This is a genomic window from Enterococcus rivorum (assembly GCF_001742285.1).
Classification (GTDB): Bacteria; Bacillota; Bacilli; order Lactobacillales; family Enterococcaceae; genus Enterococcus_L; species Enterococcus_L rivorum.
Map to the genome: position 1 here is coordinate 202,597 of NZ_MIEK01000001.1, position 16,089 is coordinate 218,685.

14 protein-coding genes are annotated in these 16,089 nt (G+C 37.5%); 3 read left to right on the top strand and 11 right to left on the bottom strand.

Annotated elements, in window-relative coordinates:
- Nucleotides 1–367 precede the first annotated feature (367 nt).
- The 4 genes from tuf to rpsL form a co-directional block, all read right to left on the bottom strand.
- Nucleotides 368–1,555 (bottom strand): elongation factor Tu, encoded by a 1,188-nt coding sequence (gene tuf / locus BCR26_RS00980; protein ID WP_069697080.1) that lies wholly within the window; start codon nucleotides 1,553–1,555, stop codon nucleotides 368–370.
- Between the two features lie 149 nt (nucleotides 1,556–1,704).
- Entirely contained in the window at nucleotides 1,705–3,792 is a 2,088-nt protein-coding gene (fusA, locus tag BCR26_RS00985; protein WP_069697081.1) for an elongation factor G, read from the bottom strand.
- An 82-nt stretch (nucleotides 3,793–3,874) separates the two neighbouring features.
- Entirely contained in the window at nucleotides 3,875–4,345 is a 471-nt protein-coding gene (gene rpsG, locus BCR26_RS00990; RefSeq protein WP_069697082.1) for a 30S ribosomal protein S7, read from the bottom strand.
- A gap of 56 nt (nucleotides 4,346–4,401) precedes the next feature.
- A complete protein-coding gene (gene rpsL, locus BCR26_RS00995) occupies nucleotides 4,402–4,821 on the bottom strand; it encodes a 30S ribosomal protein S12 (protein ID WP_069697083.1) in 420 nt (139 codons plus the stop codon).
- Nucleotides 4,822–5,233: 412 nt separating this feature from the next.
- Here rpsL and rpiA point away from each other — a divergent pair, with 412 nt between their 5' ends.
- From rpiA to gpmA, 3 genes are all read left to right on the top strand, one after another.
- On the top strand, nucleotides 5,234–5,911 hold the full coding sequence (gene rpiA, locus BCR26_RS01000) for a ribose-5-phosphate isomerase RpiA (protein ID WP_069697084.1): 678 nt from the start codon (nucleotides 5,234–5,236) through the stop codon (nucleotides 5,909–5,911).
- A gap of 128 nt (nucleotides 5,912–6,039) precedes the next feature.
- Nucleotides 6,040–6,624, top strand: coding sequence for a recombinase family protein (locus BCR26_RS01005; RefSeq protein ID WP_069697085.1), 585 nt, complete (start codon nucleotides 6,040–6,042; stop codon nucleotides 6,622–6,624).
- 387 nt (nucleotides 6,625–7,011) lie between these two features.
- Complete coding sequence (gpmA, locus tag BCR26_RS01010; protein WP_069697086.1) at nucleotides 7,012–7,698, top strand: 2,3-diphosphoglycerate-dependent phosphoglycerate mutase; 687 nt, start codon at nucleotides 7,012–7,014, stop codon at nucleotides 7,696–7,698.
- 190 nt (nucleotides 7,699–7,888) lie between these two features.
- On the opposite strand, the gene BCR26_RS01015 is transcribed toward gpmA, so the two are convergent.
- The 7 genes from BCR26_RS01015 to BCR26_RS01045 all read right to left on the bottom strand — a co-directional run bounded on the left by BCR26_RS01015 (nucleotide 7,889) and on the right by BCR26_RS01045 (nucleotide 15,807).
- Nucleotides 7,889–9,076: an iron-containing alcohol dehydrogenase gene (locus BCR26_RS01015; protein ID WP_069697087.1), complete on the bottom strand. Its 1,188-nt coding sequence runs from the start codon at nucleotides 9,074–9,076 to the stop codon at nucleotides 7,889–7,891.
- 150 nt (nucleotides 9,077–9,226) lie between these two features.
- The gene (deoD, locus tag BCR26_RS01020; RefSeq protein WP_069697088.1) at nucleotides 9,227–9,937 is read right to left on the bottom strand and encodes a purine-nucleoside phosphorylase; all 711 of its coding nucleotides are present in this window, start codon (nucleotides 9,935–9,937) and stop codon (nucleotides 9,227–9,229) included.
- A 31-nt stretch (nucleotides 9,938–9,968) separates the two neighbouring features.
- Complete coding sequence (locus BCR26_RS01025; RefSeq protein WP_069697089.1) at nucleotides 9,969–10,787, bottom strand: purine-nucleoside phosphorylase; 819 nt, start codon at nucleotides 10,785–10,787, stop codon at nucleotides 9,969–9,971.
- An 11-nt stretch (nucleotides 10,788–10,798) separates the two neighbouring features.
- A complete protein-coding gene (gene deoB, locus BCR26_RS01030; protein ID WP_069697090.1) occupies nucleotides 10,799–11,965 on the bottom strand; it encodes a phosphopentomutase in 1,167 nt (388 codons plus the stop codon).
- Between the two features lie 197 nt (nucleotides 11,966–12,162).
- A complete protein-coding gene (locus tag BCR26_RS01035; RefSeq protein ID WP_069697091.1) occupies nucleotides 12,163–13,116 on the bottom strand; it encodes an ABC transporter permease in 954 nt (317 codons plus the stop codon).
- Nucleotides 13,116–14,246 carry an ABC transporter permease gene (locus tag BCR26_RS01040; protein WP_069697092.1) on the bottom strand — a complete coding sequence of 377 codons (1,131 nt, stop codon included), beginning with the start codon at nucleotides 14,244–14,246 and terminating at the stop codon, nucleotides 13,116–13,118. Before BCR26_RS01040 ends, BCR26_RS01035 begins: the two co-directional genes overlap by 1 nt.
- Nucleotides 14,239–15,807: an ABC transporter ATP-binding protein gene (locus BCR26_RS01045; RefSeq protein WP_069697093.1), complete on the bottom strand. Its 1,569-nt coding sequence runs from the start codon at nucleotides 15,805–15,807 to the stop codon at nucleotides 14,239–14,241. Before BCR26_RS01045 ends, BCR26_RS01040 begins: the two co-directional genes overlap by 8 nt.
- Between the last annotated feature and the right edge of the window lie 282 nt (nucleotides 15,808–16,089).

A 16,089-nucleotide genomic window follows, 5' to 3' on the forward strand; every position in this document is an offset into this window, starting at 1 on the left:
TACACTTCTGTAAGCAGCACCTTTGTAATTATATTACAGAAAGACAGCAATAGCAAGGATTATTTCTAAAAAATCCCCTTTTTTTTTTGAACTTTTCATAATTCTTTTGAAATCAGGTTTAGTAAGAAGTGTGCACCTCTTAAAAAATAATACGGAGTTAGTTCTGATTCCAATATTTATTCAGCTTAAAGATAACATTTTCCAAGTTGCGCCTCAGCCTATTCAAAATTCTTCTATACTATAGAAGAAACTTCTTGCAACATAATAATAGCTTCTACAAATAAAAAAGCTTGAAGAATGAATTCTTCAAGCTTACGTCCGAGTACCCTAGCTTTTCACACTAGTCATTGCTATATTTAAGTTTTAATTATTTAGTGATTTCTGAAACAACGCCTGAACCAACAGTACGTCCGCCTTCACGAATAGAGAAACGAGTTCCATCTTCGATAGCGATTGGGTGGATTAATTCCACGTCCATTGCAACGTTATCACCAGGCATTACCATTTCGATACCTTCTGGCAATTCAACTACACCAGTTACGTCAGTTGTACGGAAGTAGAACTGAGGACGGTAGTTAGTGAAGAATGGAGTATGACGTCCACCTTCTTCTTTAGATAAAACATAAACTTCTGCTTTAAATTTTTTATGTGGAGTGATTGAAGCTGGTTTAGCTAATACTTGTCCACGTTCGATATCTTCACGTGCTACACCACGTAATAAAGCACCGATATTGTCGCCTGCTTCAGCGTAGTCTAACAATTTACGGAACATTTCAACACCTGTTACAGTTGTTTTAGCAGTATCTTCATTAATACCAACGATTTCAATTTCATCACCAACGCGAACTTCTCCACGTTCAACACGGCCAGTAGCAACTGTACCACGTCCAGTGATTGAGAATACGTCCTCAACTGGCATCATGAAAGGTTTATCAGTATCACGAACTGGAGTTGGGATATACTCATCAACAGCAGCCATTAATTCCATGATTTTTTCTTCGTATGAAGCTTCGCCTTCTAATGCTTTCAAAGCAGAACCAGCGATAACAGGAGTGTCATCACCTGGGAAGTCATATTCAGATAATAAATCACGAACTTCCATTTCTACTAATTCTAATAATTCTTCATCATCAACCATATCCATTTTGTTTAAGAAAACAACGATGTATGGTACACCAACGTTACGTGATAACAAGATATGTTCACGAGTTTGAGGCATAGGGCCATCAGCAGCAGAAACTACTAAGATTGCTCCGTCCATTTGAGCAGCACCAGTGATCATGTTTTTAACGTAATCCGCGTGTCCTGGGCAGTCCACGTGTGCGTAGTGACGAGCATCAGTTTCATATTCGATATGAGAAGTGTTGATTGTGATACCACGTTCTTTTTCTTCTGGAGCGTTATCGATATCAGCATAGTTTTGAGCTTCACCGCCACCGTGTTTAGCTAACACAGTTGCAATTGCAGCAGTTAATGTAGTTTTACCATGGTCAACGTGTCCGATAGTACCAATGTTTACATGGGGTTTTGAACGGTCAAATTTTTCTTTAGCCATTTTAAAATGTTCCTCCTAAAATATAAAATTTTATTTTTTTGTTTATTTGATAGGTAGTTTCAACAACTTCCTGATCATCTTTAACTATTTTACATGATATCAAGAAAAAAGCCTAGTACTAAATAAGAAAGTCTTATTTGATTTTCTAATTAAGCGTTATCTCCGCCATTTTTCTTAATAATTTCTTCTTGGATTGATTTCGGTACATCTTCATAATGATCAAAGACCATCATAAATGTTCCGCGTCCTTGAGTCGCTGAACGTAGAGTTGTTGCATATCCGAACATTTCTGCTAATGGTACAATCGCATTAACGATTTGTGAATTACCATGAGCTTCCATTCCTTCAACGCGTCCACGACGGCTAGTAACATGTCCCATAATATCACCTAAGTAGTCTTCTGGAACGGTAATTGTTACTTTCATCATTGGTTCTAAAATCACTGGGTTAGCTTTTTTAGCAGCAGCTCTTAAAGCCATTGATGCCGCTACACGGAATGCCGTTTCATTGGAATCGACATCATGGTAAGAACCATCATAAAGTTTCGCTTTAATATCTACTAATGGGTAACCAGCTAATACACCGTTTTCCATCGAAGCTTTCAAACCAGCTTCAACAGCAGGAATGTATTCACGAGGAACTACACCACCAACGATAGCATTTTCGAATGCGAAACCGCCACCTTCTTCGTTCGGTGTAAATTCAACCCAAACGTGACCATACTGACCTTTACCACCAGACTGACGGACAAATTTACCTTCAGCTTGTGTAACAGGAGCACGGAAAGTTTCACGGTAAGATACTTGAGGAGCACCAACGTTAGCTTCAACTTTGAATTCGCGACGCATACGGTCTACTAAAACGTCCAAGTGCAATTCTCCCATTCCTGAGATAACTGTTTCACCTGTTTCAACGTTTGTTTCAACACGGAATGACGGATCTTCTTCAGCAAGTTTTTGAAGCGCAACACCCATTTTATCTTGGTCAGCTTTTGATTTAGGCTCAACAGCAACTTGGATAACAGGTTCTGGGAACTCGATTGATTCAAGAATTACTGGCGCATCAAGTGCACATAAAGTATCACCTGTAGTAGTGTCTTTCAACCCAACTGCAGCAGCGATATCTCCTGAATACACTGTGTCAATTTCTTGACGCGTATTCGCATGCATTTGAAGAATACGACCAATACGTTCTTTTTTATCTTTAGAAGCGTTCAATACGTATGAACCACTTTCAAGAACTCCTGAGTAAACACGGAAGAATGTTAAACGACCAACAAACGGATCTGTCATAACTTTAAATGCTAATGCCGCAAAAGGCGCACTGTCATCAGCAGGACGTGTTGTTTCTTCGTCTGTTTTAACATCAATTCCTTTAATTGCTTCAATATCAAGTGGTGATGGTAAGTAGTCAAGTACTGCATCAAGCATTAATTGAACACCTTTATTTTTAAAGGCAGAACCAGCCATAACCGGGAAAAACTCAACATTGATTGTTGCTTGACGGATACCCGCTTTCAACTCATCAATTGTGATTTCTTCACCTTCAAGATATTTCATCATTAGGTCTTCATCAGTTTCAGCAACAGCTTCCACTAATTTTTCACGCCATTCAACTGCTTGTTCCATATATTCTTCTGGAATATCAGTTTCTTGAATGTCTGTTCCTAAATCATTTGTATATATTTCAGCTTTCATTGTAATTAAATCAATGATCCCTGTAAAGTTATCTTCTGAACCAATTGGTAATTGAATCGGATGAGCATTTGCTTGTAAGCGGTCATGTATTGTGCCTACTGAATACAAAAAGTCAGCTCCGACTTTATCCATTTTGTTACAGAAAACAACACGTGGTACTTTATATTCAGTTGCTTGACGCCAAACTGTTTCAGTTTGAGGTTCAACACCTGATTGTGAATCAAGAACTGTTACTGCACCATCAAGTACACGTAATGAACGTTGCACTTCAATTGTGAAGTCCACGTGTCCTGGTGTATCAATGATGTTTACGCGATGACCTTTCCACTGTGCTGTAGTTGCAGCAGAAGTGATTGTAATCCCACGCTCTTGTTCTTGTTCCATCCAGTCCATTTGTGAAGCCCCTTCATGGGTTTCACCAATTTTATGGATTTTACCAGTATAGTATAAAATACGCTCTGTCGTTGTTGTTTTACCAGCATCTACGTGAGCCATGATACCTATATTACGAGTGTTTTCTAAAGAAAATTCTCTTGCCATTTCAGTTTTTTCTCCTCTCTTTACTTAAATCGATTGTAAAGCAACCATCTGCTGCAACATTAAGTTGCAGACAGAGAGGATCTTACCAACGATAATGTGCAAATGCACGGTTAGCATCTGCCATTTTGTGTGTGTCTTCACGTTTTTTAACAGAAGCACCAGTGTTATTGGCTGCATCCATGATTTCTTTTGCTAAGCGCTCTTCCATTGTGTGTTCTCCGCGCAAACGAGCGTAGTTAACAACCCAACGTAGACCTAAAGTTGTACGACGTTCTGGACGTACTTCTACTGGTACTTGATAGTTAGAACCCCCAACACGGCGAGCTTTTACTTCAAGAACAGGCATAACGTTTTTCATTGCTTGTTCGAAAACTTCCAATGGTTCGTTACCTGTAGATTCTTTGATGATATCAAATGAATTGTAGATGATATTTGATGCAATCCCGCGTTTACCATCAACCATTACACGGTTGATTAAGCGAGTTACTAATTTTGAGTTATAAATTGGATCTGGTAAAACATCGCGTTTTGCAACAGGACCTTTACGTGGCATCCGTAACTCCTCCTTCCGAAATAATCTTTTTATATATTACCTTAACGATTGTCAAATTATTTAGCTGCTTTAGGTCTCTTAGTACCATATTTAGAGCGGCTTTGTTTACGATCTGTAACTCCAGCTGTATCAAGCGCACCACGAACGATATGGTAACGTACCCCTGGTAAATCCTTTACACGTCCACCACGTAGTAAAACCACGCTATGTTCTTGTAAGTTGTGACCAATCCCTGGGATATAAGCTGTTACTTCGATTAAGTTAGACAAACGAACACGGGCATATTTACGTAAAGCTGAGTTCGGTTTTTTAGGTGTCATTGTTCCCACACGCGTACATACCCCACGCTTTTGTGGAGAATTTACGTTTGTTTGAGATTTTTTGAAACTATTATATCCTTTGTTCAACGCTGGTGAATTAGATTTTTCCACCTTTGATTTACGAGGTTTACGTACTAATTGATTAATTGTAGGCATTCCTTGTTTCCTCCTTCCTCATTTCGCTTCTAGTCCCACACATCCAGGTGGTTCTTTTTTTGCGAATAAAAAATAATGCAGTCTCTGCACTCTTTATCAAATATGCTTTGATAGACAGTCAGCACGTCTCAAATGAGACCTGTAGATAAAGCACCTTCGCTAGAATACCACGATACTCCAGTGCTGTCAAGACTTTATAATCGTTTTCTTCATTTTTTTATTCATTATTTCGTTCAAGATTACTAAATGGCTAGATCAAGCTTTTAGATAGTATGAAAAATCTTTGTCTATAAAACCATCTGCTATGATTCAACACTACCTCTTCATGATTCTAAGCGCTTTATTTGGCTTTTCTTTTTCTTGATTTAACGTTACAATATTTGAGAATAGCTGAAAGGAGATAAGTATTCGTATGAATTTTAAAAAAATAGCTGGCATTGAAGCAGCGAAGTATGTAAAAGACGGTATGATTGTTGGACTAGGTACAGGCTCGACAGCAAAATATATGGTAGACGAAATCGGACGCCGTGTGAAGGAAGAAGGTTTGACTATTACAGGAGTTACTACTTCTAATGAAACAGAACGTCAGGCAAAAAGTTTAAATATCCCTTTAAAAAGTATTGATGAAGTCCCTTACGTTGATTTAACAATCGACGGTGCAGACGAAATCAGCGCTGATTTTCAAGGAATAAAAGGCGGTGGTGCAGCATTACTTTTCGAAAAAATCGTTGCTACTTATTCAAAGAAATGCATTTGGATTGTGGATGATTCTAAAATGGTGGAAAAATTAGGGAAATTCCCATTACCTATTGAAGTTATACCTTATGGTAGCCAACAATTAATGCATTTATTTGAGGAAAAGGGTTATCAACCTACTTTGCGATTAGATGATGAAGGAAAAACATTGATTACAGACGGTGGACACAATATTATTGATCTTCATTTAAATGAAATCGATAATCCAGTGGAATTTGGTCATTACTTAGATCAACTGGTTGGTGTCGTAGAACATGGATTATTTTTAAATACAGTCTCTCTCGTGATTGTTGGAAATCAAGATGGGCCTCAAACGATAAAGGTTCCTCAGTAAAAATAGTCATTTCTTGAAATAACTAATCAATTGAAGTTTTAAAAAAAGAAGTACCATTTAATTAATTTGTAGGCTACATTTTTGTTGCTTAGTATTTTATTTATTATTTTATTCAGGAAGGGCAACGTATGAAAACAATTGGTTATGCGCGGACAACAATTACTGACGATGACCTAAAATCTCAATTAGATACTTTATCTAAATACGGTTGTGATGAAGTGTATCAAGAGACTTTCGATACCATTTCTAATGAGGACAATCGTTCTGAATTAGAAAAAGTAGTTGATAAATTAGAAGCAAATGATACGCTCGTTATCTGCCGTTTAACTCATTTAGGTAAATCAACTCGACAGTTAACAGAATTAACTCAGTTGTTAAAAGATCAATGTGCTCACTTAGTCAGCTTAACTGAAGAAATCGACACACGTCAACCTATGGGAGATATCTATTTTAAATTAATGGATGGTCTCGCCTCTATGGAATGTGATTTGATTAAGGAACGTACATTAGTCGGTTTGAATAACGCGCGAAAAAAAGGGAAAATTGGTGGTCGACCAAAAATAGATAGTCGAGTCGTAAAAAAAATATGTCATCTGTATTACAATCAAAAAGAAACGATTCAGCACATTTCTTCAAAATGTGGTGTTTCAGTTGGGTCCTGTTATAAATACATCAACCTTTCAAAAGATGAACTAAAAAAGAGAGAAGATTAAGTAAGTCTATATCTAGAAAGAACGAAGTTAAAATAAAAGTGTTTTAGTTCCTAGCACAAAATAAGCTTCATGCTGCATTAAATCACATGGTTCTTCATGATTCACAGTAAGATCAATCTGAAGCTTAGTCCATCAATTCTAGCATATTCTATCCGTATAAAGTGATGTGATTTGGAGGATCACGGAGTATAGCTTTTGATTTCATTCCCTCTATTCAAATTTCAAGAATCCATGACAGAACTCTTTCAATCAAACGTTTAGTAAACTTACTTAAATAGCCAAAAGATTTCTCGTAATTTTCATTGGAAATCTACTTTAAAACAGTGTACAATAGAAAAGGAAATGAAATGAAATTTTCAGAAACTATAACTCAAAGGAGAGCTATGAATGTTAAAATTAGTTTTTGTCCGTCATGGTCTTAGCGAATGGAATGCCTTAAACCAATTTACTGGTTGGGTAGATGTAGATTTAAGTGAAACAGGTGTAGAAGAAGCTCAAGCAGCTGGTCAGAAAATTAAAGATGCTGGAATCCAATTTGACGTTGCATATACTTCAGTTTTAAAACGCGCAATCAAAACATGTAACTATGTATTAGAAGGTTCTGATCAATTATGGATTCCTCAATACAAATCTTGGAGATTAAACGAACGTCATTATGGCGCATTGCAAGGATTGAACAAAGAAGAAACAGCTGCCAAATACGGTGCAGATCAAGTTCAATTATGGCGTCGTTCTTACGACACGCTTCCTCCACTTTTGGAAGAAACTGATCCTACTTCTGCAGTGAACGATCGTCGTTACGCTAGTTTAGACCGTCGTGTTATCCCTGGTGGAGAAAACTTAAAAGTTACTTTAGAACGTGCGATTCCTTTCTGGGAAGATCATATTGCTCCTGCATTATTAGATAGCAAAACTGTTTTAGTAGCAGCACACGGTAATTCTTTACGTGCATTAGCAAAACATATCGAAGGCATTTCTGATGATGATATCATGGGCTTAGAAATCCCAACAGGTCAACCACTTGTTTATGAATTAAACGATGATTTATCTGTATCTAAAAAATATTACCTATAATAACAGCAAGAGGTTGAGACAGAAGTCGTTTTGGAAAATTTCCGAAGACCTGGACTTTTGACCACTGTTTATTCGGGTTTAGAGGATGAAACAAAACTGATTTTTAGTTTTGTGCATCCTCTTTTTTTGCAAAAAAACTACTCAGCCGTTTCACTGAGCAGTCCTTTTTTACTATCCATTCTTAGTCCTTTTAGAAAGTCATTTTTACTAATGATTTACGATAAATTGTTTCTACATCTTGACAATCCAAAGGAACATAGGCATTTACTTTTATCGTACTATGATCTACTGCTTGTTTAGCCATCACCTTCAACTTTTCTTCACCAATGCCAACTTCAGGCAAGGTCATTGGGATTCCACAAGATTCAAAAAATTCGTACAATGCTTTAATTCCTTTTTTTGCAGCTATTTTTTTATCAGACTCAGTGATCCCCCAAACATTTCTTGCAAACTGAACAAATTTATCAACTGTTGCTTCTGACAATACATATTCCATCCAACGAGGAGTTAAGATGGCCAACCCTACACCATGAGTAATATCGTAAAAAGCACTCAATTCATGTTCCATCGGATGGCAAGACCAAGCACCTGTTTTGCCACTTCCTGTCAGACCATTTAAAGCTAAACTACTTGACCACATTAGATTTGCTCGCGCATCGTAATTTTCCGGTTCTTGCATAGCAATTGGGCAGTTTTTGATAACTGTTCGCATTAAGCCTTCTGCAACAGAATCTTGGACATCTGTTCCTTCTGTCTTTTTAAAATAATTCTCAATCAAATGACTTAAAATATCTGCTGAGCCTGCTGCTGTTTGATTTTTAGGAACAGTAAACGTATTTTTGGGATCTAAAAATGATACTTTCGGAATCATAGATGTCCCACCCACACCTAATTTTTGATTGACAGCTAAATTAGAGATGACAGCACCACTATTCATTTCACTGCCAGTAGCAGCTAAGGTTAAAATCGTGACAATCGGCAATGCTTCACCTGAATAACTTCTTCTCTCTAAAACTAGATCCCAAGCATCTTTTTCAGAATAAAAACCTGCTGCAACTACTTTCGCACAATCTATGGTTGAACCTCCACCAACTGCCAAAATGACCTCGACGTCATTTTCTCGACACAATTCAATGCCTTGACGAACAGTTTCGACTCTAGGATTAGGTTCAACGCCGCTTAATTCAACGAACGTATTCTGATTAGCTCTTAAGATTTCAACAACCGTATCATATAAACCGTTTTTCTTAATGCTACCTCCACCATAGACAAGCAACACCTTTTTGCCATAAGTATTCAAAACATCTGCCAACTCATCTGATAATCGATTTTCTCCAAAACGTATGTCTGTTGGTGCATAAAAACGAAAATTATCCATTCTTTTTCCCTCCGTTTGAATCAACTTTTTTTTAGCCAATGATAACTCTTTTCACAACAATATAGTAGCAAACAAGCTTATCTCTTTTTTAATTCACTCTATCCTTTACAAAAAAACGCAAAGCTACAACAGCTTTACGTTTTTCCTTTTTTATCGAATCGCTGTTTCTAAACCAACTTCAATCATATCATTAAAAGTTGTTTGACGTTCTTCTGCAGTTGTTTCTTCCCCAGTCACTAAACTATCACTTACAGTCATGATGGCCAATGCTTCAACATCAAATTTTGCAGCCAAATAATACAATGCCGCTGCTTCCATTTCAATTGCTAAAACACCTAGTTTTCCAAGTTTAAAAACAGTTTCCATGCTATCGCTGTCTTTATAGAAAACATCGTCAGACAATACATTTCCAACATGGGTAGTGAAGCCCTTCTCTTTAGCAATTTCATAAGATTTCAAAAGTAAATCAAAGGTTGCGATTTGCGGGAAATCATACTTAGGAAAATCATTACGAATCATAGATGAAGGAGTTGCTGCAGCTTGTGCAATCACTAAATCTCGCACGGTTACTTTTTCAGAAATGGAGCCACAAGTTCCTACACGAATTAGTTTTTTCACGCCATAAGAATTAATTAACTCATGGGCATAGATAGACGCTGAAGGCATCCCCATTCCTGTTCCTTGTACAGAAACGCGTTCACCTTTGTAAGTTCCAGTGTAGCCTAACATTCCTCTCACATTATTGTAACACGTAGGATTTTCTAAAAATGTTTCCGCAATGTATTTTGCACGTAATGGATCTCCTGGTAATAGGATTTTATCTGCAATTTCCCCTTGTTTAGCTTCAATATGAACACTCATTTTTTTCCTCCTACACACTCATTTTTTTATTTTAAAGTTCAACTAATGTCGCTTTGATTAGTTCCTTAAATTGGACTTTTACACGCTCAGTTGTTTCAACTACTTCCTCATGGTTCAAGCTACTTTGCATTCCTGCTGCTAGATTCGTAATACAAGAAATACCTAGAACTTTCAGTCCGCAATGTGCTGCTACAATCACTTCTGAAACAGTTGACATCCCTACTGCATCAGCTCCAAGAGTACGAGACATGCGAATTTCTGCTGGCGTTTCATAGGTAGGTCCAGAATACCCCATGTAGACTCCTTCTTGTAGATCAATTTTTTGTTTTTCTGCTACTTTTTTTGCAACCTCACCATAAGCAGCAGTGTATGCATGACTCATGTCTGGGAAGCGCGGGCCCATGTCGTCTTCATTTTCACCAATTAATGGGTTATCTCCTGTAAAATTAATATGATCTGTAATCAACATTAAATTACCTGGCGTAAAGTTTTCATTTACACCACCAGCAGCATTTGTAACTACTAAGGAATGGACACCTAAAGCGGACATTACACGAACTGGATACGTCACTTTTTGCATAGAATGTCCTTCATAATAATGGAAACGGCCTTGCATTGCCATCACTTTTTTACCAGAAAGAGTACCGTAAACTAATTTCCCTGCATGTCCAACGACTGTTGAAACCGTAAAGTGTGGAATTTCAGCAAAAGGAATGGCAATTGGGTTTTCAATTTCATCCGCTAATTCGCCTAAACCAGATCCTAAAATCAGACCGAAATCAACCGCTCCAAATCCTTTTTCTTTTAAAAATTCAGTTGTCTCTTTCAATTGTTCACTTAATTTTCTCATGGTCAAGTCTCCTATTTCAATTTATCCAAAAAGCTTTCGCCATTTTCCGTTTTAGTTACAGCAAAATTTTCAGCAATTGTTGCTGAAATATCTGCATAATGCCCTTGTGGCAACGCCCTTTGTTCTTTCATATTTTTACTATAAGCCAACAGCGGAACATATTCTCTTGTATGATCGGTTCCTGGAAACGTGGGATCATTTCCGTGGTCAGCAGTGATTAGCAATAAATCATCCTCTTCCATATTCTCCAACAATTCTGGAATTCTTAAATCAAATTGTTCAATCGCATGAGCATAACCCACTACATCACGACGATGACCAAACAAAGCATCAAAGTCTACTAAGTTGGTAAAACTTAATCCTTCAAAATCTTGTTTCATTACTTTTATTAATTGATCTACACCATCCATATTACTCTTGGTGCGAACAGCATCTGTAATCCCTTGCCCGTTAAAAATATCATTAATTTTCCCAACAGCGATAACATCTTTCCCGGCTTCTTTTAAAGAATCCAACACTGTTTTTCCAAAAGGATCTAATGCATAGTCATGGCGATTACTAGTTCTTGTAAAATTCCCAGGTTCTCCTAGATACGGACGAGCAATAATGCGACCAATCATGTAAGGTTCGTCTTTTGTAATATCACGAACATACTGACAAATACGGTACAATTCTTCTAAAGGAATAATTTCTTCGTGAGCTGCAATTTGTAACACGGGATCTGCTGAAGTATAAACGATTAGATCACCTGTTTTCATTTGATGCTCACCATAGTCATCTATTACTGCAGTTCCACTATACGGCTTGTTACATACCACTTTACGTCCAGAAAACTCTTCAATTTGTTTCAATAACTCTTCTGGAAAGCCGTCTGGAAACACTCGGAAAGGTTTTTGAATATTCAAGCCCATAATTTCCCAATGCCCTGTCATCGTATCTTTTCCAACCGAAATTTCTTCTAGTTTTGTTACATAGCCTAAATGATCTTGTACTGCAGCAACTCCATGTAAGGGAGCAATTGTGCCTAATCCTAGTTTTTCTAAGTTGGGAATCGTTAAGCCTGCTTCTTTCGCAATATGTCCTAAAGTATCGCTGCCAACATCACCAAATTTTTCTGCATCTGGCGCTTCACCAATTCCTACAGAATCCATCACAACTAAATGAACACGTTTAAACATCTGCATTTCCTTCTTCCTCTATCAATATTTTTCATTAATAAACGAAATAATCTTAAACGGTTTAAGCTTACTCCCTCTATTATATTGCACTTCCATAAATGTTGCACTTTTCTAGGATGTTTATGAGAACGCTAAAATATGTTATAGAAAACGAGTGTAGTTAGCCAAAAACAGCTTAAACTACACCCTTAATGTCTCTATTTAGATTTAATATAATTTTTCCCGTTCGCTTTAGGTCCTGACGCTTTTCCAAAGAAAACAACCAATACAATAATCGTCAAGGCATAGGGTGCTGCTTGTAAATAAACGTCTGGAATTTGAGAAATAATCGGTAAATCTCCTCCAGCAATACTTAAGTTTTGAGCAAACCCAAAGAATAACGCTGCGCCCATCGCACCAATTGGATTCCATTTTCCGAAAATCATCGCCGCCATTGAAATAAATCCTTGTCCAGCAATCGTTGTGATACCAAAGCGTCCAGCAATAGACTGTGCAAAAACAGCACCACCCATACCACCTAAAAATCCTGATAGCAAAACACCAGAATAGCGCATCAGATAGACATTGATTCCTAAAGTGTCCGCAGCTTGTGGGTTTTCCCCAACCGAACGTAATCTTAAACCAAAACGAGTTTTATATATAACAAACCAAGCAATAATCGCTATCAGAATTGCTACAAATGCCGGTAAAGAAGTTTTCTTAAAGAAAAGCTCTCCGATGACAGGTATATCTTTCAAAACAGGGAATGAAAAGTATCCGAATGTTTCGGGAATCATATCTGTTTGCCCTTTATCATAAAAAACTTTTACTAAAAAGACTGCTAAAGCCGGTGCCATCAAATTAATTACGGTTCCGCTAATAATATGATCTGCACGTAAATTAATGGTTGCCACTGCATGTAAGAGAGAGAATAAAATCCCTACGACACCTCCAACAAGACAACCTAGCCAAGGTGTTGCAGCCCCAAAAGCTTCTGCAAAAGTCAAGTTAAATACTACTGAGCTAAAAGCGCCCATAACCATAATCCCTTCTAAACCAACGTTAACAATCCCGCTTCGTTCAGAAAAAGTTCCACCGATAGCAGTTAGAATAAGAGGGGTAGAATAAAATAATGTTTGAGTAATAATAGATGCAATCATCGCTAAATCCATCAGATTGTCCCTCCTTCTTGCTTGTTTTCATCCTCAGTTGATTCAATCGTTTCAACAACTGCTAACTCTTTTTTATTCCCAGAGGTTTTAGCAAGAACGAAACGAATCAAGTAGTTAATCCCAATAAAGAAGATGATTGAGGCAATTACCACGTCTACTAACTCTGTTGGTACGCCTACAAATGGCATTCCTTGTCCACCAAGTTTTAACATTCCAAACAGTAAAGCTGATAGTAAAATACCAATTGAGCTTCCTGCACCTAATAACGAAACAGCCATTCCGTCAAAGCCGATGCTTAGAGAAGAATTTTGAATAAAGAAGTTTTGGAATGTTCCCAAGCCTTGAATCACTCCACCTAAACCAGCTAGAGCGCCTGAGATAACCATAGACAAGATAATTGTTCGTTTACTACTCATCCCTGCATACTCTGATGCAAATGGATTCAATCCAACAGAACGTATTTCAAATCCAAGAGTTGTTTTTTTCATTAAGAACCAAATGATAATAAGGAAAATAAAGGCTAAAAAGATTCCTAAATTCAAGCGTGAACCTTCACTAATTTCTGTCAAAAACGGTGTTCGTAACGAAGCATTAGCTCCTACCATCTTAGTAATTCCTTTGTTCGCCATGATACTTGCTTTCATCACATTATTGGCAATATGGTTAGCAACATATAAGAAAATGTAGTTCAGCATAATCGTTACAATTACTTCACTCGTTCCGAAGTAAGCGCGTAAAATCCCTGGAATTGCAGCGGCAAATGCGCCAGCTAAAGCACCTACAATAACCGCTAGAGGTAAAACGATCCAACGAGACATATCAGGGAACGATAACGCCACCCAAATACTCGCTACCCAACCACACAACGCTTGACCAGATAACCCAATGTTAAAAAATCCAGCTGCATTCGCTACAGAAAAGCCTAATGCTGTAAAAATTAATGGTGCTGCTGTAACAAATATTTCGCCGATGCTTTTTCTTCCTTGAAAAGCTGTTTCAAACATCGCTTGGTATCCTTCAATCGGCTGATAACCAAACGCTAACATGATGACTGCTCCCAAAACAAATCCCATAACAACTGATAGAACAGGAACCAAGATATTTCTAAGTGTTTCTGATCGATTATTCAACAGATTCACCTACCTTCACTTTTGCTAATTCTTCTCTTGCTTCTTCCAAAGAATATCCCGCCATTAAAAGACCTAATTCGTTTTCTGTCGTTTCCTTTGGATCAACAATTCCGACTATTTTTCCAGCATGAATTACCGCAATTCGGTCAGAAACATTTAAAATTTCTTCTAACTCAAAGCTGACTAATAAAACAGCTCTGTTACGATCTCTTTGTTCAATCAAACGTTTGTGGATGTATTCAATCGCTCCTACATCCAAGCCACGAGTAGGTTGGGCAACAATCAACAGTTCAGGATCACGATCAACTTCTCTGGCAATAATCGCTTTTTGTTGATTTCCACCTGATAGTGATTTTGCTGGCACTAACTCATTCGTTGTTCGCACATCATACTCTTGAATCAATTCACGAGCATGTTGGTTGATGTTGCGATAATTTAAGATACCATTTTTACTTAATGGTTGTTGATAGTAGGTTTGTAAGCCAATATTTTCCGCTAAGGACATTTCTAAAACTAAACCATACTTGTGTCGATCTTCTGGAACATGACCTACACCAAGCTCTGTAATTTGTCGCGGTTTCCGATTTGAAATCACATCGCCATTTAATTCAATTGAACCACTTTCAACTTTCGTTAAACCAGCAATCGCTTGAACTAATTCTGTTTGTCCATTGCCATCAATCCCTGCAATCCCAACGACTTCTCCTGCACGAACTTCTAAATTTAAGCCTTTCACTGCTTCTAATCCACGACTCTCTTTTACCACTAAATCCTTAATCGCAAGAATCGTTTCTTTTGGTTCAGCGACTTTCTTTTCAGTTTTAAAGGAAACAGAACGTCCCACCATCATGTCCGCCAATTGTTGCGAAGAAACATCCTTCACCGTAACAGTATCGATACTTTTTCCACGACGAATAACGGTACAACGATCTGCAACTTTTTTGATTTCATCTAATTTATGCGTGATAAGAATGATAGATTTCCCTTCATTTGTTAGCTCATGCATAATGGTCATTAGTTCATCAATTTCTTGTGGTGTCAAAACCGCTGTTGGCTCATCGAAAATCAGCACATTGGCTCCACGATAAAGAGTTTTTAGAATTTCTACTCGTTGTTGCATTCCAACAGAAATATCTCGTATATAGGCATTTGGTTTTACTTCCATTCCATATTGCTTAGATACCTTCTCAATTTCTTCTTGGGCTTTTTTTCTGTTTAGAACTCCAGCATTTGTTGGTTCGCTACCTAAAATAATATTTTCGGTCACCGTAAACGCATCAACTAACATAAAATGTTGATGAACCATTCCAATTCCTAAACGATTGGCAACCGTTGGACCAGAAATATTGACTTTTTCTCCGTTCATGAAAATATCGCCAGAGGTTGGTTCTAATAACCCAGACAAAATATTCATTAACGTTGATTTCCCAGCTCCATTTTCTCCCAATAACGCATGAATTTCCCCTGGTTTCACTTGCAAGTTAATTTGATCATTCGCTTTAAATGTTCCAAATTGTTTAGTGATATTGCGCATCTCAATTACGTACTCTTCCTGAGACAAGTTTATTCACTCCCTAACAGTTAAATTGGCTTTTCTTTAGAGCAATGTTTAGGCTCTTAAGGAAACATTTGATTTTTTCCAATGCTTCCTTACAAACCTAAATAGAAAACGAAATCACCCAGTTTATTCTCCATTGTAAATATAGACGAAATAAAGGAAGGGAAAATGAAGGGTAACAGCAGTGCTTTGCCTTGAGAATTTAGAAGGAATAGATGAAAATAGCTTCCTATATTCTCAATCTAGTTCAGCTTAATTCCGAAAAGGTAGCTTCTGAAGCACCGT

Bases quoted from the DNA above. Each gene is read 5' to 3' on its own strand.
- BCR26_RS01025 (WP_069697089.1), bottom strand. From the start codon at position 10,787: ATGAGAAAATTAAGTGAACAATTGAAAGAGACAACTGAATTTTTAAAA.
- fusA (WP_069697081.1), bottom strand. From the start codon at position 3,792: ATGGCAAGAGAATTTTCTTTAGAAAACACTCGTAATATAGGTATCATG.
- deoB (WP_069697090.1), bottom strand. From the start codon at position 11,965: ATGTTTAAACGTGTTCATTTAGTTGTGATGGATTCTGTAGGAATTGGT.
- gpmA (WP_069697086.1), top strand. From the start codon at position 7,012: ATGTTAAAATTAGTTTTTGTCCGTCATGGTCTTAGCGAATGGAATGCC.
- rpsL (WP_069697083.1), bottom strand. From the start codon at position 4,821: ATGCCTACAATTAATCAATTAGTACGTAAACCTCGTAAATCAAAGGTG.
- deoD (WP_069697088.1), bottom strand. From the start codon at position 9,937: ATGAGTGTTCATATTGAAGCTAAACAAGGGGAAATTGCAGATAAAATC.
- BCR26_RS01035 (WP_069697091.1), bottom strand. From the start codon at position 13,116: ATGGATTTAGCGATGATTGCATCTATTATTACTCAAACATTATTTTAT.
- rpsG (WP_069697082.1), bottom strand. From the start codon at position 4,345: ATGCCACGTAAAGGTCCTGTTGCAAAACGCGATGTTTTACCAGATCCA.
- BCR26_RS01005 (WP_069697085.1), top strand. From the start codon at position 6,040: ATGAAAACAATTGGTTATGCGCGGACAACAATTACTGACGATGACCTA.
- BCR26_RS01015 (WP_069697087.1), bottom strand. From the start codon at position 9,076: ATGGATAATTTTCGTTTTTATGCACCAACAGACATACGTTTTGGAGAA.
- tuf (WP_069697080.1), bottom strand. From the start codon at position 1,555: ATGGCTAAAGAAAAATTTGACCGTTCAAAACCCCATGTAAACATTGGT.
- rpiA (WP_069697084.1), top strand. From the start codon at position 5,234: ATGAATTTTAAAAAAATAGCTGGCATTGAAGCAGCGAAGTATGTAAAA.